Genomic DNA, 18819 nt, shown 5'->3' with positions numbered 1-18819 from the left:
CCGGGCGTCCCCGGCGGTGGTCATGCGACGCGATGGGGCTGCTGTGGCCGGTGGGACGTCTGAGCCGGTACCCTCCGACCCCGGTCAAGAGCACCCCCGCGCGTGTGCGACCATGAACGGCATGCGAGTTGACCACGTCGTCTACGCGGCCGAGCACGATGGCGTGCACGCGACGGCCGAGCGTCTCGCGAAGCTGATCGGCGTCGAGCCGGTCGACGGGGGAGTCCACCCGCGCTTCGGGACGCGCAACGTCATCCTGCCGCTCGCCCACGAGCGGTACGTCGAGGTCGTCGAGGTCCTCGACCACCCCGCCAGCGACAAGGCGCCCTTCGGGCAGGTCGTCCGGGCGCGCTCCCAGGCCGGCGGTGGCTGGCTGGGCTGGGTCGTCCGCGTCGACGACATCGCCGAGCAGGAGCAGCGCCTCGGCCGCGAGGCCGTCAACGGCAACCGGCACCGCCCCGACGGGGTCGAGCTGCGCTGGCGCCAGCTCGGGGTCAAGGGTCTGCAGGCCGACCCCCAGCTCCCCTTCTTCATCACGTGGGAGGAGGGCACGCCGCACCCCTCCGAGGACGCCGACACCGAGGTGACCATCGAGTCGCTGACGATCGCCGGTGACCCCGACCGCGTCCGCGACTGGCTCGGCCTGCCCGCCGACTACACCTCGTCGGTTATCGAGTTCTCCTTCGTGGCGCCGCACGGCACCCCCGGGCTCATGGCCGTCACGTTCGACACCCCGCAGGGCGAGGTCGTCGTCTGACGCCCCGCACCCGCGACGACGAGGCCCCCGCCGGACCATCCGGCGGGGGCCTCGTCACGTCCTCGGGCCGACTTCTTGCGAGTTCCGCCGCCCGACACACCGCTGGGCGGCGCGTCGAGCGGCGGAACTCGCAATCAGTGCGGAAGGGCGGGCGGGTCAGCCGCGGGGGGTCCAGCGGCGCAGACGCAGGCTGTTGGTCACGACGAGGACGCTCGAGGCGGCCATCGCGGCGCCGGCGACCATCGGGCTGAGCACCCCGGCGATGGCGAGCGGGATCGCCGCGACGTTGTAGCCGAACGCCCACCCGAGGTTCTGGCGGATGGTCCGCAGCGTGGCCCGCGAGAGGTCCATCGCGTCGACGACCGCCGGCAGCTCCGAGCGCAGGAGGACGATGTCGGCGGCGTCGGCCGCGACGTCGGTGCCGCTGCCCATCGCGATGCCGAGGTCGGCCTGCGCGAGCGCCGCCGCGTCGTTGACGCCGTCGCCGACCATCGCGACGACCCGCCCGCGGCGCTGGAGGTCGGCGACCATCGCGTGCTTGTCCTCGGGCCGGACGTCGGCGACGACGCGTCCGACGGGGATGCCCACGTCGCGCGCCACGGTGAGCGCGGCCCGGTCGTGGTCGCCGGTCAGGAGGTAGCAGACCAGCCCGGACTCGTCGAGGGCACGCACGGCCCGCCCGGAGCTGCGCCGCACGGTGTCGGCGACGGTCAGCGAGGCCCGGGCCCGGCCGTCCCACCCGACCCAGACGCAGGTGCCCTCCGCGGCGGGGGTCGCGATCTCGCGCGGCACCTCGTCGAAGAGGTCGGCGCGCCCGACGACGACCTCGGTGCCCTTGATGCTGGCTCGCGCGCCGGCGCCCGGGAGCGCCTCGAAGTCGGAGGCCTCCGGCACGCCGAGGGCGCGGGAGCGGGCGGCCGCGACGACGGCCCGCGCCACCGGGTGCTCGCTGCCCTGCTCGACGGCCGCGGCGGCCCGCAGCGCCTGGTCCTTCGGCAGCCGGCCGGCGGTGGCGACGTCGACGAGCGTCATCTCGCCGGAGGTGACGGTGCCGGTCTTGTCGAGGACGACGGTGTCGATGCGCCGGGTGTCCTCGAGCACCTCGGCGCCCTTGATGAGGATGCCCATCCGCGCGCCGCGCCCCGTGCCGACGAGCAGGGCCGTCGGCGTCGCGAGGCCGAGCGCGCAGGGGCAGGCGATGACGAGGACCGAGATGGCGACCTCGAGCGCGCGGGCGGGGTCGCCGGACCCCAGCCACCAGCCGACGAAGGTGAGGGCCGCGACGGCGAGGACGACCGGCACGAACACCGCCGACACGCGGTCGGCCAGGCGCTGCACCGGCGCCTTGCTCGTCTGCGCGCGCTCGACCATCCGGGTGATGCCCGCCAGCGTCGTCTCGGCGCCGACGCGCGTGGCCTCGACGACGAGCCGGCCGGTCGTGTTGACCGTGCCGCCGGTGACCTCGGCGCCCGGCGCGACGTCGACCGGTACCGACTCGCCGGTGACGAGCGAGGCGTCGACGGCGCTGCGCCCGTCGCGGACGACGCCGTCGGTGGCGACCTTCTCGCCGGGGCGGACGACGAAACGGTCGCCGACGCCGAGCCGGTCGACGGGGACGCGCTCCTCGACGGTGGCCCCGGACGCGGTGTCGGTGCGCAGGACCGCGACGTCCTTGGCGCCCAGGTCGAGCAGGCCGCGCAGCGCGTCGCGGGTGCGGTCGGTGGCGCGCGCCTCCATCCAGCGTCCGACGAGGAGGAACGTCGTGACGACGGTGGCGGTCTCGAACCAGACGTGCGCGCCGTCGCCGTCCATCCCGCCGGCGCGGCCGGTCACGGTGACGACGAAGGACGAGAGGTAGGCGGCGAGGACGCCGAGGGAGACGAGGGTGTCCATCGTCGAGGCGCCGTGCCGGGCGTTGAGCGCGGCGGCCCGGTGGAACGGCCAGCCGGCCCACGCGACGACGGGGGTCGCGAGGACGAGCTGCACCCACGGTGAGGCCGTGAAGTGCAGCCCGGGGACCATCGCGAGGACGACGACCGGGACGGTGAGGAGGGCGGCCACCTCGGCGCGCCGGCGCAGGTCGTCCTGGCGGGAGACCTGGTGGTGGGTCGACGGTGCGACGGCCCGCTCGACCGCGGCACCCGGGTCGGCGGCGGGCGGCGCCGGTGACGCAGTGACGTCGGTGGACGCGTCGTCCGAGGTGGTGGCGGCCGGGGCGTCAGCGGCCGGGGCGTCGCCGAGGACCTCGGCGCCGTACCCGGTGCGCTGCACGGTCGCGACGATGTCGGCGACGGTCAGCGGGCCGGTCCAGCGGACGGTGGCCTTCTCGGTCGCGAGGTTGACGACGGCGTCGACCCCGTCGAGGCGGCCGAGCTTCTTCTCGATGCGCGCCGAGCACGAGGCGCAGGTCATCCCGGAGATCGCGAGGTCGACCTCGTGGACCTCGTCGGCGGGGCGGTCGGCGGTCTGCGTCATCTCAGCTCCTCACGAGGCGCGTGACGGCGGCGATGACCTCGTCGACCTTCTCGGTCGCGGCCTCGTCCGACTCGCGCGCGGCGTCGACGACGCAGTGGGCGACGTGCTCCTCGAGCAGGCCGAGGCTCACGGCCTGCAGCGCGCGGGTCACGGCGCTCACCTGGGTCAGGACGTCGATGCAGTAGGTGTCGTTCTCGACCATCCGGGCGATGCCCCGCACCTGGCCCTCGATGCGCTTGAGGCGGCGCAGGTGGGCGTCCTTGGTCTCGGAGTAGCCGGGCACGACCGGCTCGGCCGCGGGGGAGGTGGTCATGCCTCGATGATACCCCCATGGGGTATCGACCGGCCATTCGGGGGTGCGGCCCGGGTCAGCCCAGGTGCTCCTTGACGAGCTTCTTCGGCGCCCTGGTGGCCCAGGCGTCGGTGATGATCTCGGCGAGCTCGAGGTAGTCCAGCCGTCCGAGGTCGCGCTCGCGGACGAGGACGGCGTCGTAGCCGTCGAAGTGCGGTGTCGTGAACCAGGGCTCGCCGAGCTGGAGGATCGACTCCTTGTCGTCCGGGCCGGGCACGACGATGCAGATGACGTCGTCCATCCGCTCCCCGGTGTCGGGGTCGACCGCGTCCTTGCGGGGGCCGCGCCACGTGACGAAGCCCTTGCCGCGCACCGCGTAGGACGGGTGGCTCTCGGTGCCCTCGCGCGTGACGTCGGGCAGGGCCATCGCGATGCCGTCGACGTCGTCGCGGTCGACGGGGCGCGGGTCGGTGCTGGACACGGCCCCACCCTCCCACGCCCGCCGTCCCCCCGCGACCGCCTCCATCTTCCGCGGCTCCTCCGCTCCTCCCGCGAACGTGTGTGAAGAACGTCGGTATGACGACTGTTCTTCACACACGTCCAGGGAAGGGGGAGCGGAAGGAGTCGGCGGGGTACGGGGGCGGGGGACGCTGGGAGGGTCAGAGGGGGCGGGTGAGGAAGGTGCTGTGGCGGTCGGGGCGGTAGTCGCCGAACGGCTCGCAGTCGACGAACCCGTGCGCCCGGTAGAGGCCGCGCGCCGGGGCGAAGACGTCGCCGGACCCGGTCTCCAGGCTGACCCGCGTCGCGCCGGCCGCGCGCGCCTGCTCCAGCGCGTGGTCGAGCAGCCGCCGCCCGAGGCCGGAGCCCCGCAGCGAGGGCGCGACCCGCATCGTCTTCAGCTCGAGGTGGCCGCCGCCGAGGTCCTTGAGCGCCACCGACCCGACGAGCGCGCCGGCCGACTCGGCCACCCACAGCCGCACGGCGGGGTCGCGGAACTGCTCGAGCGAGAGCGCGTGGCGGCTGCACGCCGGCGCGGTGGGCTCCATCTCGGCGAGGTGCTCGGCGACGAGCCCGGCCAGCCGCGGGTCCTCGAGCCGCGCCGGGACGATGGCCACCGCCGCCGTGCTCACGGCAGGTGCCGCACCAGGGTCGGGGCGAGGCCGACGTAGGTCGCCGGCGTCATCGCGGCGAGGCGCTCCTCGACGTCCGCCGGCAGGCCGAGGCCGCGGACGAACGCGACGAGGTCGTCCTGGCCGATGCGCCGGCCGCGGGTCAGCTCCTTGAGCCGCTCGTACGGCTCCTCCATCCCCGGCACGCCGCGGGCGCCGAGGGCGCGCATCGCGGACTGCACCGGCTCGCCGAGGACCTCCCAGTTGGCGTCGAGGTCGGCGGCCATCGCGGCCGGCACGGCGTCGAGACCGTCGAGACCGCGGTGCGCGTTGTCGATGGCGAGGAGGCTGTGCCCGAACGCGGTGCCGATGTTGCGCTGCATCGAGGAGTCGGTGAGGTCGCGCTGCAGGCGGCTCTGGACGAGCGTCGAGGCGAGCACGTCGAGCAGGGCGTTCGAGACCTCGAGGTTGGCCTCGGCGTTCTCGAAGCGGATCGGGTTGACCTTGTGGGGCATCGTGCTCGACCCGACGGTGCCCTGACCACGCACCTGGGCGAAGTAGCCCATCGAGATGTACGTCCACACGTCCGTGCACATGTTGTGCAGGACGCGGTTGAAGCGGGCGACGTCGGCGTAGAGCTCGGCCTGCCAGTCGTGGCTCTCGATCTGGGTGGTCAGCGGGTTCCACGTGAGGCCGAGGTGCTCGACGAAGGTCCGGCTGATGTCCTCCCAGTCGGCGTCCGGCACCGCCGCGAGGTGGGCGCCGTACGTGCCCGTGGCGCCGTTGAGCTTGCCGAGGTACTCGGCGTCCTCGATGCGGCGCAGCTGGCGGCGCAGGCGCCAGGCGAGGACGGCGAGCTCCTTGCCCATCGTCGTCGGGGTCGCCGGCTGGCCGTGGGTGTGCGCGAGCAGCGGCACGTCGGCGAGCTCGGTGGCCATCGACGTCAGCTGCTCGACGAGGGCGGTCGCGCGCGGCAGCCAGACCTGCCGCACCGCGCCCTGGACCATGACGCTGTAGCCGAGGTTGTTGATGTCCTCGCTCGTGCAGCAGAAGTGGATGAGCTCGGCGAGGCCGGCGTCCTCCGGGGCGGGGGCGATGTCGCGCAGGCGCGCCTTGAGGAAGTACTCGACCGCCTTGACGTCGTGCTGGGTCACCCGCTCGGTCGCCGACATCTCCTCGATCTCGTCGGCGCCGAAGGTCGTGACGACGGCGCGCAGGCGGGCCTTCTCGTCGTCGGTGAGGCGGCGCACGCCGGGCACGACCTCGCGGTCCGTCAGGTGCAGCAGCCACTCGACCTCGACGTGCACGCGGGCGCGGTTGAGCGCCGGCTCCGACAGGTGGTCGACGAGCCCGGCGACGACCCCGCGGTACCGGCCGTCGAGCGCACCGAGCGCGATGGGCGGGGCGACGTCGACGAGGGACTGGGCGGCGTGGAGCCCGGACGCGGCCGGGGGCGTGCTCGACATGGCCCCCATCCTCCCAGAGCGCGCGCGGGCGCCGTCCCCGGCGTCCGGTCGCCGCCGGGTGCCGGGCCGGCGGTCAGGCGTCGAGGGCGCGACGGACGTGCTCGACGATGCCCGGCACGGCGGCGCGGATCTCGTCGTAGGTCTGCTCGTACTCGGCGTCGCCGCCGTACCAGGGGTCGTCCATCCCGAGCTCGTCGGCGGCCACGGCGTCGGGGTCGAAGGAGCGCACCAGCCGGACCTTCGCGGCGTCGTCGTCGTCGCGGGCCAGGCGGCCGAGGCGGTCGGCGTGCGGGTGGTCGGCGGCGAGGACGAGGTCGGTGTCGTCGAACCAGTCGGCGCGGAACTGCCGTGCGCGGTGGGCCGACCACCCGACGTCCGGGTGGCCGTGTCGGCGCAGGGTGGCGATGGTCCGCGGGTGCGCCGGGTTGCCGAGCTCCTCGGCGGAGGTGCCGGCCGAGTCGACCTCGACGCGGTCGCCGAGGCCGGCGTCGTCGAACGCCTCGCGCAGGAGCATCTCCGCCATCGGCGAGCGGCAGATGTTGCCGTGGCAGACGACGGTGACGCGGTAGGGGCGGTCGCTGGCGCTCATGCCCCCATCATCGCCGGGCCCCTCGCCGGCGCGGCGCCCGCCCCGGCCCGTCGTCAGGAGATGTCGAACCAGCCCGGTGCGGCGGCGCTGAAGTCCTCCGCGGTCATCGACCCCGCACCCGCGGGGATGCGTCCCCAGAGCGGCGCCCCGGTGACGCGCGGGAGGTCGACGAGGTTCTCGGTCTCGGCGAGCCCGGGGTCGGCCGGCCACGAGCCGACGACGATCCCGAGGAGCGGCAGCGAGCGGGCGGCGAGCGCCTCGGCGGTGAGCTGGGCGGTGCTGAGCACGCCCAGGCCCGGCGACGCCACGAGCACCACCCCGCACGAGACGCCCTTGTAGCGCAGGGCGGTGCCGAGGTCGGCGAGCGTGCCGCCGCGGGAGTCGAGGCGCACGAGCAGCCCGCCGGCGCCCTCGACGATGGTGACGTGGGCCTGCGCCGCGAGCTCGCCGATCTGCTTGGCGTGCAGGGCGACCGGCGGAAGTGTCACGCCCTCTCGGCGGGCCGCGGCCTCCGGGGAGAGCGGGTCGCGCAGCCGGAGGAGCTCGTGCGTCACGAGGTCGTCGCCGACGAGGCGGCGCACCTCGTCGACGTCGCCGGGGTCGCCCGGGCCGACGCCGGTCTGGGTGGGCTTGACGACCTGCACCTCGGAGCCCCGGCCGCGGACGAGGGCCGCGAGGGCGGCGGTGGCGACGGTCTTGCCGACGTCGGTGCCGGTGCCGGTGACGAGGACGACCGAGGGGAGCGCGCGGGGGTCGCTCACTGCTCGCGCCCGGGGACGATCTCGGCGAGGACGGCGGCCGCGCGGTCGAGGTCGTGTGCGGTGTGGTGGGCGTGCGCCGTGATGCGCAGCCGCGACGTGCCGTCGGGAGTCGACGGCGGACGGAACGCGCCGACCCGCACCCCGAGCGACAGCGCCCGCTCGACGGCCTCGACCGTCTCGTGCGGGCCGGGCATCGGCACGGACATGACGGCCCCGGTCGGCGCCTCGACCCCGACGGCCTCGGCGAGGCGAGCGGCGTTGGCGTGCAGGCGGGCCGGGAGCTCCGGATGGTCGCGCAGGACCTCGAGCGCGGCGAGCGCCGCGCCGGCCGCCGCCGGGGCGAGGCCGGTGTCGTAGACGAACGGTCGTGCCGTGTTGACGAGGTGCTCGCGCACCTCGGGGGCGGCGAGGACGGCGCCGCCCTGGGCGGCGAGCGACTTGGAGAGGGTCGTCGTGACGACGACGTGCTCGGCGCCCATCGACCCCGAGGCCGCCACGAGCCCGGCACCGCCCGGCCCGACGACCCCGAGCGCGTGGGCCTCGTCGATGACGAGCAGGGCGCCGGCCTCGGCGGTCAGCGCGACGAGGTCCTCGACGGGCGCGGCGTCGCCGAGCACCGAGTAGACCGACTCCGCGACGACGACCGCGCGCGGGGTGTCGCGGCGGGCGAGGAGCTCGGCGACGTGCTCGAGGTCGTTGTGCCGCGAGACCGTGACGGCGGCCCGGGCGAGGCGGCAGCCGTCGATGAGCGAGGCGTGGGCGTGCTCGTCGCTGACGACGAGGGAGCCGGCGTCGGCGAGGGTCGTGAGGACCGAGAGGTTGGCCGCGTAGCCGCTGGAGAGCACGAGGGCCGAGGGGGCGCCCGTCATGGCGGCGAGCGCGACCTCGAGCTCCTCGTGGACGTCGAGCGTGCCCGTGACGAGCCGGGAGGCGCCGGCGCCGGTGCCGTAGGTCTCGACGGCCGCGACGGCCCCGGCGACGACGGCGGGGTGGTGCCGCAGGCCGAGGTAGTCGTTGCCTGCGAGGTCGAGGACGTCGCGCGCCTTGGTCGTCACGAGACGCCGGGTCAGCCCCACGGCGTCGCGGGCCGCGGCGGCGTCCCTGATCCAGTCCAGCGGGCTGCTCATCCCTCGATCCTGCCATGCCCCGCCATCGGCACTTGTGACAAGTCCTTGACACAAGAGTCGCGAACGGCCATCCTCCTTGTGTCAAGCATCCGGTACAAGCAAAGGAGACGACCGTGCTCGTCAGCATCCTCGCCCTGCCGCTCGCGCTCGTCGCCTTCGGCGTCGCCCTGGCGCGTCGCCACGTCGTCACCGTCGGGGTGAACGAGCACGCCGACGTCGCCCGCATCGCCGCCCGCACCCGCGGATGGCGGCTCGTCGGCCTCGCGCTGGGGCTCCTCGCCGGCGCGCTGCTCCTCGTCCTCGGCCAGCGGGCCGACGCGCTTGGCCGGCTGACGGCGCTCGCCCCGGCCGCCGTCGGCGCCGGGGTGCTGCTCGGCACGGTCGTCGGCGAGCTGACCGCACGGCCCTCCGTCGGGATCCGCCGCACCGCGGTCGTCGAGACGCGGACGGTGCGCTCGGTGCTGCCCCGGGGGCGGGCGACCCTCCTCACGCTCGCCACCGTGGCGCTCGGCGGGGTCCTCGCCGCCGGAGCCGCCTGGGGCTCGCCGGACGACCTCGGCCGCGCGGGCCGCGCCCTCTCCGAACGGTGCACGCTGCTCGTCGACGGGGTCGCCACGCAGGTGGCGGGCTCGCGCGGGCCCTGGCCCGGGTCGTTCTACGCCCTGCCGCTCGCGGCGACGTCCGGCGTCCTCGCGCTGCTGACGGTGCTCGCCCTGCGGGCGGTCGTGCGCCGACCCCGCCCCGACCCGCACGGTCTCGGCCTGGACTCGGTGCTGCGCCGGTGGTCGGCCGGGACGGTCCTCACCGCCGCCCTCTTCGCCGTGCTCGGGACCCTCGGGCCGGTCGCCTCGCTCATGGTCGCGCCGCTCGCCGACCTCGACTGCGCCACCCCCGCCCAGGCCGCCGGCCGCTGGGTCGTCACGGTCCTCGGTCCGCTCGCGGTCGTCGGGGCGGCGGCCGCGCTCGGCGCGCTGCTCGTCACCCCGCGCGTGCGCGTCGACGACCTGCCGCGCCCGCTGCCGGGGGACGCGGCGCCGGTCGGGGCGCCGCGGCGATGACGCTGCAGTCCGTCACGGTCGACGTCCTCGACCCGACGCCGCCCTACGAGCAGCTCCGGCGCCAGCTGGCCGACCTGGTCGGCGCCGGGGTGCTGGCCCCCGGCGACCGCCTGCCCCCGGTCCGGCAGCTCGCCGCCGACCTCGGGCTCTCGCCGGGCACGGTGGCCCGCACCTACCGCGAGCTCGAGCAGTCCGGCCACGTCCGCTCGCGCCGGGGCGGCGGGACCCGGGTGGCTGCGCACCCCCCGACCACCTCGACGCCCGAGCAGGCCCTCGAGGAGGCGGCGCTCGCCTACCTCGAGCGGGCCCGCGTCCTCGGCCTCGGCCCCGCCGACGCCGCCGCGGCCCTCGACCGCGTCACCCCCCGCTGACCCCACCCGCCTCACCTTTTCGGGGTCACCCCGAAATGTCCACGAGACCCCGGCTCGGAGCCGGGGTCTCGTGGACGAACCCTTGGGTCGCGGTCGCGGACGCGGACTCAGCCGGTGAACACCCGCAGCCCGCGCGGCGTCCCGATTCCGCTCGGGGCGTCGTAGCCCTTGAGGCCCCGGCAGAGGTAGTCCCCGCCGCAGAAGCCGTTGGTGCCGCCGACGACGTCGTTGACGAAGGCGGACCGGCCGTAGAGCGCGTTCGTCCGCAGGGTCCGGCCGGCGCGCGCCGCCCCGACCATCCCCGCGACGAGCGGCGCCGAGGTGCTCGTGCCCCCGAGGACGACCCAGTCCTCGCCGAACGGGTTCTCCCACGTGTCGTAGACGGCGACACCGGTCTGCGGGTCGGCGACGGCCGAGATGTCCGACACCGTGCGCATCGCGCAGTTGCGGTCCTTCTGGGCCGCCGGCTTGGCGAAGTACGCCGAGCAGCCGCTGCCCGCGAAGTCCCAGACCTTCTCGGTCCAGCCCCGGGCGTTCGTGCTGCGGCGCAGCGACGTGCCCCCGACCGCGATGACGTTCGGCAGGGCCGCGGGGAAGCTCGCGGTCGTGAAGCCGAAGTCGCCCGAGGAGACGACGCTGATCATCCGGTCGCTGCGGTAGGGGTACCTGACGGTGAGCGCGAAGGCGGACTCGTCGGCCCCGTAGCTGTGGGAAGCCACGGTCGCGCCGAGGCGGCGAGCCGTCTCGGTCGCCGCGGCGAGGTTGACGAGCGAGGGGTCGTCGGCCTCGACGAGGAGGATGCGGCAGGTCGGGCAGGCGGCCGAGACCATCTGGACGTCCATGGAGCCCTCGAGCGCCCATCCGGGGTCACCGGGCGGGAGCGGCGCGGCACGGCCCTGCTGGTTGACCTTGCGGAAGCAGCCGGTCGACGACCGGCACGGCGGCAGCTTGTACGTCGCGCGGTAGACGGCCAGGTCCGCCTCGGCGTGGGGCACGTCGCCGGCGATGAGCACCGCGACCGTCGCCGTGCTGCCCGTCGCGGGGAGCCCGTAGGCCTTGCGCAGCTGGTCGGCGCCGTAGCCCGGGGGCCGGGTGGCCGCCGTGGCGAGGGCGCCCGTGCCCCGGGCTCCGACGAGGCGGTCGGTCGCGGCGCTCGCCTCGAGGCCGGCCTGCCGGGCGACCCGGTCGACCCGGCCCTCGGCCAGGCAGCGCGCATGGCCCGGACGCGCTGTCGCGCAGGCGTTCCGGACGACCGCGGGCGCGGTGAGCGTGCCGTCGACCGGCACCGGCACCGGGGCGAGCGGGGTCGCGCTCGACGGGGCGGCGACGAGGGTGGCCCCCACGACGGTGGCGGCGACGAGAGCGCCGGCGGCCCGCAGGAGGCGGCGGCCGGGGCGGAGGGTGGCGGGGGTGCGCTGAAGGATCATCGTGGTCTCCGTGGTCTCAGGGCGCGACGGTCCAGGCGCGGGTGATCGTCTGGCTGACGGTGCTGCTCGCGGAGTCGTTGGCGCGCACCCGGAGCGAGGCGGGACCGCCCGAGCGCGGGACCTGCACGTCGAGCGCGAAGGTCGTCGGGCCGGTGCGGCGGTAGGGCACCGTGGTCCACGGTCCCGAGCCGTAGCGGACGTCGACCGCGAGGCTCGTGATCTCGGTGTTGGACAGGAACGGTGCGATCGTCAGGGTGCCGGTGTGACGGCCGGAGGACATGGCTCCCGTGACCCCGATCGGCAGTCGGTACCGCGGCTCGAGCATCCCGAGCGAGCGGCACGGGCCGACGCCGTCGGGGCACTGCGCGCCGGGCACGGCACTGCCGGCCTTCCGCGGGACCTCCCAGCGCGTCGTCGTCGTGGAGTCGGGGAAGCCGATCCGGCGCATGCGCTCGCGGTGCTCGACGACGACCGGCGCCGTGCCGCGGGGGAGCCTGAGGTAGTCGACGAGCGGACCGTCCGACGTCCGCAGGACGGTGCCCCCGGTCGAGACCGACCAGGCGACGCGCGACGGGTCGTCGACGAGGCCCCAGTGGTCGGGGTCGTTGTCGGAGAACGACGGGACGACGAGGGAGAGGTAGCCGGCCTGGAGGCAGGCGCCGCAGACGGGGAACGCGCCGCTCGGCCGGAGGATGCTCGGGTGGGACGGGCGGCGGTTCCACTCCTCGCTGCGCGAGGTGCCGGGGACGACCGGGCGGTCGGCGGACGTGAGGTACTCGGAGCCGGTGAACGTCTCCCAGTCGAACGACGCGGTGAAGGCCGACGACACGGTCACGCCGGGGTCGCCGCCGCTCCAGACGGTCATCCGGGTGGGGACCGACCGGAAGAAGCCGACCCCGATGCCGGTCCCGGTCGGGAGCGTGACGCCGTTCTCGACGAGGGAGGGGAGGTGGCTGCGGCTCGTGCTGCCGCGGTAGCTGTGCGTCACCTGCATGAGGTCGGTCGGGGCGGGGTCGAGACGGATGGACGCGGGCAGCTCGCCGGGGTAGGCGGTCCCGAGCTCGTACAGGTACGACGGGGTGGCGGGCTGCCCCCGTTCGGCCCCCATGAACGCGTAGGCGCTGTCGAGGCTGCCGTGGACGACCGCGCCGGCCCGGACCGGGGAGTACAGCGGCTGCTGGCCGTCGAAGCCCAGCATCCCGAGCGAGAGGCTGCCGTTCTGCTTGGCGTCGACACGGCTCACGTCGAGCGAGGTGAAGGTGCCGTCGGTCGGCTGCGGGGTCGTCACGCTCGGCCGGGCGGTCGCGGCGCGGGTGTCGAGCCGCAGCGTGCCGGGTCCGGAGACGAGCGCCTCCGGCTGGACGACCAGGCCGCTCGTCGTCTCGTCGCCGAAGAGCGCGGCCGCCTGGTAGTGGCCGGCCGGGACGCTGACCCGGGCCTCGCCGCCGACGGCGACGCCGAACGTCACGGCCTTGCGCATGTCGTCGACGTTGGCGAGGATCACGAGCCCCTCGACGGGCGCGCCACCGGCGCCGACGAGGCGGACCTTGACGGTGTGCATCGGGAAGGTCGGCCGGACCGTCGGCGCGGCGGCGGTGATGCCCGCGACCCCGCGGAACACGGAGGCGGCCGAGCGGGTGCGCAGGGCCTTCGCGAGCGCGGCCGAGGACGCGGGGGTGACGACGCCGGTCGCGGTGCGCCCCGTTCGCTTGGTGATGCTCACGCCCGGGACCGCGGTCGGGGTCGAGGTGGAGTCGTAGGTGACGGTGACCGGCGTGCGGGCCGGCGTCGCGGCGAGGGCCCGGGCGTCGAAGAGCGAGAGGTCGAGGCGGCCGACGAGCGGGCGGACCGCCGAGGGGACGACGTAGGTGTGGTCACCCGTCCGCACGACCGAGAAGGACGAGCGCGACCCCGGGCTGCGGGTGACCGTGAGCGGCCGCCCGGCCCCGGGCAGCGTGACGACGTCACCGGTGATGAGGCGGACCCGCTGCGGCGCCGAGAAGGTCGCGGCGTCGACCGCGGGCGGGGCGACGGCGGCCACCCGCGGCGCGGCCACCGGTGGTGACGCCGCGCTCGCCGGGATGGTCGCGCCGGCGGCCGCGAGGGCCGCGGCGGTGGTGACGGCAGCGGCGCGAACCGCCTCGGAGGTCAGGCGACGGCGCATGGTGTTCTCACCTTCAGGAGGCCCCGGCACTGCTGTGGTGAGCGATGTCTACTCGGTATGCGACCGGCTCCACAAGAGTCTTGCGAGAACTCGCAACCGGCGAGGGTGCGCGGTCAGCCGTGGACGTCGGCGACGGCGCCGACGAGACCGGCCGTCAGGGTGCGCAGGTCCTCGTCGGAGGTGACGTAGGGCGGCATCGTGTAGACGAGGTCGCGGAACGGCCGCACCCAGACGCCGCGGGCGATCGCTGCGGCGGTGACCTCGGCGACGCGCACCGGTTCGGCGAGCTGCACGACCCCGACCGCGCCGAGGACGCGGACGTCGACGACCGTGGACAGCGCTGTCGCAGAGGCGAGCCCGTCGCGCAGGCCGCTCTCCAGACGGGCGACCTCGGCGGCGGTGTCGCGCCGGGCGAGGAGGTCGAGGTTGGCGACGGCGACCGCGCAGGCCAGCGGGTTGGCCATGAACGTCGGCCCGTGCATGAGCCCTCCGCCGGCGCCGCGGCTCACACCCTCTGCGACCTCGCGCGTGCAGAGCATCGCCGCCAGCGTGAGGTACCCGCCGGTCAGCGCCTTGCCGACGCAGAGGATGTCCGGGGCCGTCGGGACGCGGTCGCCGGCCCAGCGCGGGCCGGTGCGGTGGAAGCCCGTCGCGATCTCGTCGTGGATGACGAGGGCGCCGTGCTCGCGGGCCAGCCCGTGCAGCACCTCGAGCACCCGCGGTGGGTAGACGTGCATGCCGCCGGCGCCCTGGAGGACCGGCTCGAGGATGACCGCCGCGATGTCGGCAGCGTTCTGCGCGAACAGCTCTCGCGTGGCCGCCTCCCACGCGACGAGGGCAGGGTCGTCCGCGGCGAGGTCGAGCCCGGCGGGCGGCCTCGGGGCGAAGACGTGCTCGGGCAGGACGCCCCGGAAGAGCGTGTGCATCCCGCCGTCGGGGTCGGTGACGGACATCGGCGAGAAGGTGTCGCCGTGGTAGCCGCCGCGGACGGTGAGGAAGCGGGTGCGTCGGCGGCCGGCCGCCAGGTGGTACTGGAGGGCGGCCTTCATCGCGACCTCGACCGAGACCGACCCGGAGTCGGCGAGGAAGACGTGCTCGAGCCCGGCGGGGGCGAGGGCCAGGAGGCGCCGGGACAGCTCGACGGCCGGCTCGTGGGTCAGGCCGCCGAACATCACGTGGGCCATGCGGCCGAGCTGCTCGGTGACGGCGGCGTCGAGCTCGGGCACCCGGTAGCCGTGGACCGCGCACCACCAGGAGCTCATCGCGTCGACGACCTCGTGCACGTCGCCCGCGGCGTCACGCAGGCGCAGGCGCACGCCCTCGGCGGACTCGACGACGTACGGGTCGGTCGGCGTCAGCGCGGAGGAGTAGGGGTGCCACACGTGCGCGCGGTCGAAGGCGCGCAGGGCGGCGAGGGCGGCGGCATCCATCGCGGCCCATCATGCCGGGCGGTTGCTGCGCCCCCCTCACGGCGAACGCGTGTGAGCTCGCCGGGGGACCGGCGTGCTCGCACGCGTTCGCGGGAGGGGCTGGGGGGTGGGCGCCTCAGGCGGCGTCGCGGGCGCGCTCGACCTTGGCCGCGAGCGAGTGGACGAGGTCGCGCAGGGCGGCGTCGAGGTCGGCGTCGGCCAGGCGGCCCTCCTCGAAGGCCTGGAAGGCGGAGCCCACGCCGACGGTGTCCTCGAGGACGTCGGCGCCGGCGACCGTGAGGACCTTGACGCCCTCCTCGCGGGCCCACTGGGCGGCGCGCGGCGAGCCGCTCGCGCCGAGGACCGCGGCGGGCTTGTCGGCGACGGCCGCGGCGCCGCGGGGGCGCGAGACCCAGTCGACGGCGTTCTTCAGCGCGCTCGGGAGGGAGCCGTTGTACTCGGGGGTGACGAGCAGGATCGCGTCGTGGTCGGCGACGGCGTCGCGCAGGTCGCGAGCGACCTCGGGCAGCGCGTCGTCGTGGTCGAGCTCCTCGGAGTAGTGCGGGAGGTCGGCGAGGCGCTCGAAGACGGTCGTGCGGACACCGGAGGGCAGGTGGGCGACGGCGGCGTCGGCGAGCTGGCGGTTCGTGGAGCCGGCGCGCAGGCTGCCGACGAGGACGAGGACGTTCACGGTGGTGTTCTCCTGGTCGTGGCGATGGGCGGATCGGACAGGGCGATCGACGCTGATCAGGTCGTTGAACACGCAACGATCCCCGGCTATTCCGCCCGGACGCCCATCAGCCCCACGTCGCGCGCTCGACGCTGCCGTGCGCGACGCACGTCGCGGTCCACGCGGCCGGGGTGACCTGCACCTTCATCCGACGGGCGCAGTGCACGCAGAAACGCGGTGGGTCGAGCTCACCGCGGCGCTCGCACACGGCGTGGTCGCCGTCGGCCAGCGCGAGCCCGCACTGGCCGCACCACGTGCCGGGCTCGTCGCCCCGGGCCACCGGTTCGTGCGCCCCTACATCCGCGAACACCATCGGCGTCAGAACGTCTCGTTGAGCGCCTTGATGGGCATCTCGAGCTCGTCGAGGAGGGCGAGGTCCTCGCGCGGGTCGCGCCCCAGCGTCGTCAGGTAGTTGCCGACGATGACCGCGTTGATGCCACCGAGCAGGCCGTCGCGCGTGCCGAGGTCGCCGAGGGTGAGCTCGCGGCCGCCGGCGTAGCGCAGGATCGTCCGCGGCAGCGCGAGGCGGAACGCGGCGATGGTGCGCAGGGCGTCGCCCGTCCCCATCGGCTCGAGGTCGCCGAACGGGGTGCCGGGTCGGGGGTTGAGGAAGTTGAGCGGCACCTCGTGGGGCTCGAGCTCGCCGAGCTGCGCGGCGAGCTCGGCACGCTGATCGAGGGTCTCGCCCATCCCGACGAGCCCGCCGCAGCAGAGCTCCATCCCCGACTCCTTGACCATCCGGCACGTGTCGAGACGCTCGTCGAAGCTATGGGTCGTGACGACCTGCGGGAAGTAGGAGCGTCCCGCCTCGAGGTTGTGGTTGTAGCGGTGCACCCCCATGTCGACGAGCTCGTCGACCTGGTCCTGCGTGAGCATCCCGAGCGAGGCGGCGACCTGGATGTCGACGGCGGCCCGGATGGCGGCGACGCCCTCGCGCATCTGCTCCATGAGCCTCGCGTCGGGGCCGCGGACGGCGGCGACGATGCAGAACTCGGTGGCCCCCGTGGCGGCGGTCTGCTTGGCCGCCCGCACGAGCTCGGGGATGTTGAGCCACACCGAGCGCACCGGGCTCGTGAACTGGCCGCTCTGGGAACAGAAGTGGCAGTCCTCGGGGCAGCCGCCGGTCTTGAGCGAGACGATGCCCTCGACCTCGACGGCCGGCCCCTGGTACTTCATCCGCACCTCGTGGGCGAGGGCGAGGAGGTCCTGGAGGCGGTCGTCGCCGGTGCGCAGCACCTCGAGGACCTGCTCCTGCGTCAGGGGGACGCCGCGCTCGAGCACCTGCTCGCGGGCGACGTCGAGGATGTCGGTGCCGGTGGCCTGTGCGGTCATGCGGGCGATTGTTGCAGCCGCTGCGGGGTGGGGTGCGCCGCCGACCGCACGGACGGACCCCCGGGGACGCGTGGGTGCGTCGGCCCGGGGGTCCGGTGGGGTCGTCCGAGGACCGGGGTCAGCTGAGGAACTGGCCGAGCATCCCGCCCTGCTGGCCGCCGCCGCCCTGGTGGCCGCCGTCGACGACGTTCTCGCAGGGCTGCACGAGCACGTAGCCCTGGCCGCCGAAGGCCATCTGGAGCAGCTCGCCGGTGCCGCCGCGGATCATCGAGCCGAAACCGCCGGTGTCGACGCGGACGTCCATCGAGACGCCGGAGGTCCACAGGACGACGGCCTGGGCGTCGGCGAAGGTCGGGGAGGAGGCGACGTCGAGGGCGATGGGGTCACCCTTGGTCGTCACCGCGACGTAGCCGGTGCCGCGCAGCGAGACGTTGTAGAGGCCGCCGGTCATCGCGGCGCCGCGGGCCTGGATGCGGTGGATGTCCCACTGGATCGAGCTGGAGAACGCGAGGACGTTGTTGCCGTTGACCGAGATCATGTCGTTCTCGAGGTACATGACCTGGATCTCGGCGGCCTCGTCGGCGACGAAGAGCTCGCCCTGGCCGGTGCACTCCATCATCTTGACGCCCTCGCCGGTCATCGCCGCCTTGAACATCTTGCCCATGCCGCCCGAGCCCTTGTTCGCGAAGCGCACGTCGCCCTGGTAGGCGACCATCGAGCCGGTCTTCGCCTGGACGGGCCCATAGCGCATGTCGATGCGCAGGAGCTTCTTGTTCTGGAGGGAGAACGGGTCCTGGCTCTCCTTCTCGCGGAAGTCCTGGAACAAGGAGCCGTGGATCGTCATCGTGCCGCCTTCTCGTGTCGTCGGGGACGGCGTCCCCGCTGTCGTCAACGCTAGAAGAGACGAGGGGGTCGGCACTATGGTTCCGGGGAGTCCCGAGGGTCAGGTCAGGGAGGTCCCGGATGAGCTTCTTCGAGCGGGCGAAGGCGGCGGCGAGCGACCTCGCCGCCAAGGCCGACGTCGCGATGTCCAACGCTGGCGTCAACGTCCCGGGGATGGGGGGTGACCGCGCGCTGCGCGACCTGGGGGTGCTGGCGTGGCTCGAGGCCACCGGCCGGCCCGTCGACGCCGCCGACCGCGAGCGGGTGATGGCGACGCTGCGCGAGCTGGAGACCGCCGGGCGGCTCGGGCCGCTCACCGTGACGCCCGCCCAGCCCTACGGTGCGCCGCCGCCCCCGCCCGGGTCCGCGGGTGCGCCGCCGCCGCCCGGGGCGAGTGCGCCGCCGGCGCCCGGGGCGAGTGCGCCGCCGCCTCCGCCGCCGGCGCCCGGGGCCGGTGCGCCCCCGCCGCCCCCGCCGGGTGGGGTCGCGCCCGCGGGTGACGCGCCCGCCGGCCCGCCGCCGGGCGCCGCCCCGGACCCGCGCCCGCCGCTGCCCGACACCGACGAGCAGCCCCCGGCGTCCTCCACCCCGCCACCGCCGCCTCCGCCGCCCAGCTGGGCCTGAGCGGGGCGGCCGCGGGGGCCGCGCCGACCTGGCGCGCCCACGCAACGCCCCATCGCGCATCGAGACGGCAGGGTTTCCTGAGAACCGGGGGGCCGTGGTGTGCTCTCCCGGGATCCATGCGCCGCGGAAGGTTTACCTTCCGCGAGCAACCATCCGAGTGCGCCGCGGAAGGGAAACCTTGCGCGGCGCAAGGGACACCTTGCCGGGAGGAACGGAAACCTTGCCGGAGGCAAGGGAAACCTTCCG

19 protein-coding genes are annotated in these 18819 nt (G+C 75.0%); 4 read left to right on the top strand and 15 right to left on the bottom strand.

What is annotated here, in order from left to right:
- The first annotated feature begins 121 nt into the window (after nucleotides 1-121).
- Nucleotides 122-757 carry a VOC family protein gene (locus KMZ30_RS07780; RefSeq protein ID WP_030527091.1) on the top strand — a complete coding sequence of 212 codons (636 nt, stop codon included), beginning with the start codon at nucleotides 122-124 and terminating at the stop codon, nucleotides 755-757.
- A 156-nt stretch (nucleotides 758-913) separates the two neighbouring features.
- Here the strand turns inward: KMZ30_RS07780 and KMZ30_RS07775 are convergent, their stop codons facing one another.
- The 8 genes from KMZ30_RS07775 to KMZ30_RS07740 all read right to left on the bottom strand — a co-directional run bounded on the left by KMZ30_RS07775 (nucleotide 914) and on the right by KMZ30_RS07740 (nucleotide 8576).
- Nucleotides 914-3232: a heavy metal translocating P-type ATPase gene (locus KMZ30_RS07775; RefSeq protein ID WP_215511882.1), complete on the bottom strand. Its 2319-nt coding sequence runs from the start codon at nucleotides 3230-3232 to the stop codon at nucleotides 914-916.
- A 1-nt stretch (nucleotide 3233) separates the two neighbouring features.
- Nucleotides 3234-3545 carry a metal-sensitive transcriptional regulator gene (locus tag KMZ30_RS07770; protein ID WP_215519988.1) on the bottom strand — a complete coding sequence of 104 codons (312 nt, stop codon included), beginning with the start codon at nucleotides 3543-3545 and terminating at the stop codon, nucleotides 3234-3236.
- Between the two features lie 55 nt (nucleotides 3546-3600).
- Nucleotides 3601-4005, bottom strand: a complete 405-nt coding sequence (locus KMZ30_RS07765; RefSeq protein ID WP_215511884.1) for an MmcQ/YjbR family DNA-binding protein — start codon at nucleotides 4003-4005, stop codon at nucleotides 3601-3603.
- A gap of 178 nt (nucleotides 4006-4183) precedes the next feature.
- A complete protein-coding gene (locus KMZ30_RS07760) occupies nucleotides 4184-4639 on the bottom strand; it encodes a GNAT family N-acetyltransferase (RefSeq protein ID WP_215511885.1) in 456 nt (151 codons plus the stop codon).
- 11 nt (nucleotides 4640-4650) lie between these two features.
- Nucleotides 4651-6099, bottom strand: a complete 1449-nt coding sequence (purB, locus tag KMZ30_RS07755) for an adenylosuccinate lyase (RefSeq protein WP_215511886.1) — start codon at nucleotides 6097-6099, stop codon at nucleotides 4651-4653.
- Nucleotides 6100-6172: 73 nt separating this feature from the next.
- On the bottom strand, nucleotides 6173-6688 hold the full coding sequence (locus KMZ30_RS07750; protein WP_215511887.1) for a low molecular weight protein-tyrosine-phosphatase: 516 nt from the start codon (nucleotides 6686-6688) through the stop codon (nucleotides 6173-6175).
- Between the two features lie 53 nt (nucleotides 6689-6741).
- A complete protein-coding gene (gene bioD, locus KMZ30_RS07745) occupies nucleotides 6742-7449 on the bottom strand; it encodes a dethiobiotin synthase (protein WP_215511888.1) in 708 nt (235 codons plus the stop codon).
- On the bottom strand, nucleotides 7446-8576 hold the full coding sequence (locus tag KMZ30_RS07740; RefSeq protein WP_215511889.1) for an 8-amino-7-oxononanoate synthase: 1131 nt from the start codon (nucleotides 8574-8576) through the stop codon (nucleotides 7446-7448). Before KMZ30_RS07740 ends, bioD begins: the two co-directional genes overlap by 4 nt.
- Nucleotides 8577-8689: 113 nt before the next feature.
- On the opposite strand from KMZ30_RS07740, the gene KMZ30_RS07735 reads away from it, so the two are divergent.
- Complete coding sequence (locus KMZ30_RS07735) at nucleotides 8690-9634, top strand: hypothetical protein (RefSeq protein WP_215511890.1); 945 nt, start codon at nucleotides 8690-8692, stop codon at nucleotides 9632-9634.
- Complete coding sequence (locus KMZ30_RS07730) at nucleotides 9631-10005, top strand: GntR family transcriptional regulator (RefSeq protein WP_215511891.1); 375 nt, start codon at nucleotides 9631-9633, stop codon at nucleotides 10003-10005. Before KMZ30_RS07735 ends, KMZ30_RS07730 begins: the two co-directional genes overlap by 4 nt.
- A 107-nt stretch (nucleotides 10006-10112) precedes the next feature.
- Here KMZ30_RS07730 and KMZ30_RS07725 read toward each other — a convergent pair whose 3' ends face one another.
- From KMZ30_RS07725 to KMZ30_RS07695, 7 genes are all read right to left on the bottom strand, one after another.
- Nucleotides 10113-11432, bottom strand: a complete 1320-nt coding sequence (locus KMZ30_RS07725) for a S53 family peptidase (protein WP_215511892.1) — start codon at nucleotides 11430-11432, stop codon at nucleotides 10113-10115.
- 16 nt (nucleotides 11433-11448) lie between these two features.
- Nucleotides 11449-13596 (bottom strand): hypothetical protein, encoded by a 2148-nt coding sequence (locus tag KMZ30_RS07720; RefSeq protein ID WP_215511893.1) that lies wholly within the window; start codon nucleotides 13594-13596, stop codon nucleotides 11449-11451.
- Nucleotides 13597-13709: 113 nt separating this feature from the next.
- Complete coding sequence (locus KMZ30_RS07715; protein WP_215511894.1) at nucleotides 13710-15026, bottom strand: adenosylmethionine--8-amino-7-oxononanoate transaminase; 1317 nt, start codon at nucleotides 15024-15026, stop codon at nucleotides 13710-13712.
- Between the two features lie 115 nt (nucleotides 15027-15141).
- Nucleotides 15142-15696 (bottom strand): NADPH-dependent FMN reductase, encoded by a 555-nt coding sequence (locus tag KMZ30_RS07710; RefSeq protein ID WP_215511895.1) that lies wholly within the window; start codon nucleotides 15694-15696, stop codon nucleotides 15142-15144.
- 106 nt (nucleotides 15697-15802) lie between these two features.
- Nucleotides 15803-16015, bottom strand: a complete 213-nt coding sequence (gene bsaP, locus KMZ30_RS07705; RefSeq protein WP_226901863.1) for a biotin synthase auxiliary protein BsaP — start codon at nucleotides 16013-16015, stop codon at nucleotides 15803-15805.
- Nucleotides 16016-16053: 38 nt separating this feature from the next.
- Nucleotides 16054-17067, bottom strand: coding sequence for a biotin synthase BioB (gene bioB / locus KMZ30_RS07700; RefSeq protein WP_215511897.1), 1014 nt, complete (start codon nucleotides 17065-17067; stop codon nucleotides 16054-16056).
- Between the two features lie 118 nt (nucleotides 17068-17185).
- On the bottom strand, nucleotides 17186-17911 hold the full coding sequence (locus tag KMZ30_RS07695) for an AIM24 family protein (RefSeq protein WP_215511898.1): 726 nt from the start codon (nucleotides 17909-17911) through the stop codon (nucleotides 17186-17188).
- Nucleotides 17912-18030: 119 nt separating this feature from the next.
- On the opposite strand from KMZ30_RS07695, the gene KMZ30_RS07690 reads away from it, so the two are divergent.
- Nucleotides 18031-18573: a hypothetical protein gene (locus KMZ30_RS07690; protein WP_215511899.1), complete on the top strand. Its 543-nt coding sequence runs from the start codon at nucleotides 18031-18033 to the stop codon at nucleotides 18571-18573.
- Nucleotides 18574-18819: the final 246 nt, after the last annotated feature.

The sequence above is a fragment of the Phycicoccus mangrovi genome, from assembly GCF_018729305.1.
Classification (GTDB): Bacteria; Actinomycetota; Actinomycetes; order Actinomycetales; family Dermatophilaceae; genus Phycicoccus; species Phycicoccus jejuensis.
This window is presented reverse-complemented; position numbering and strand designations above follow the sequence as displayed.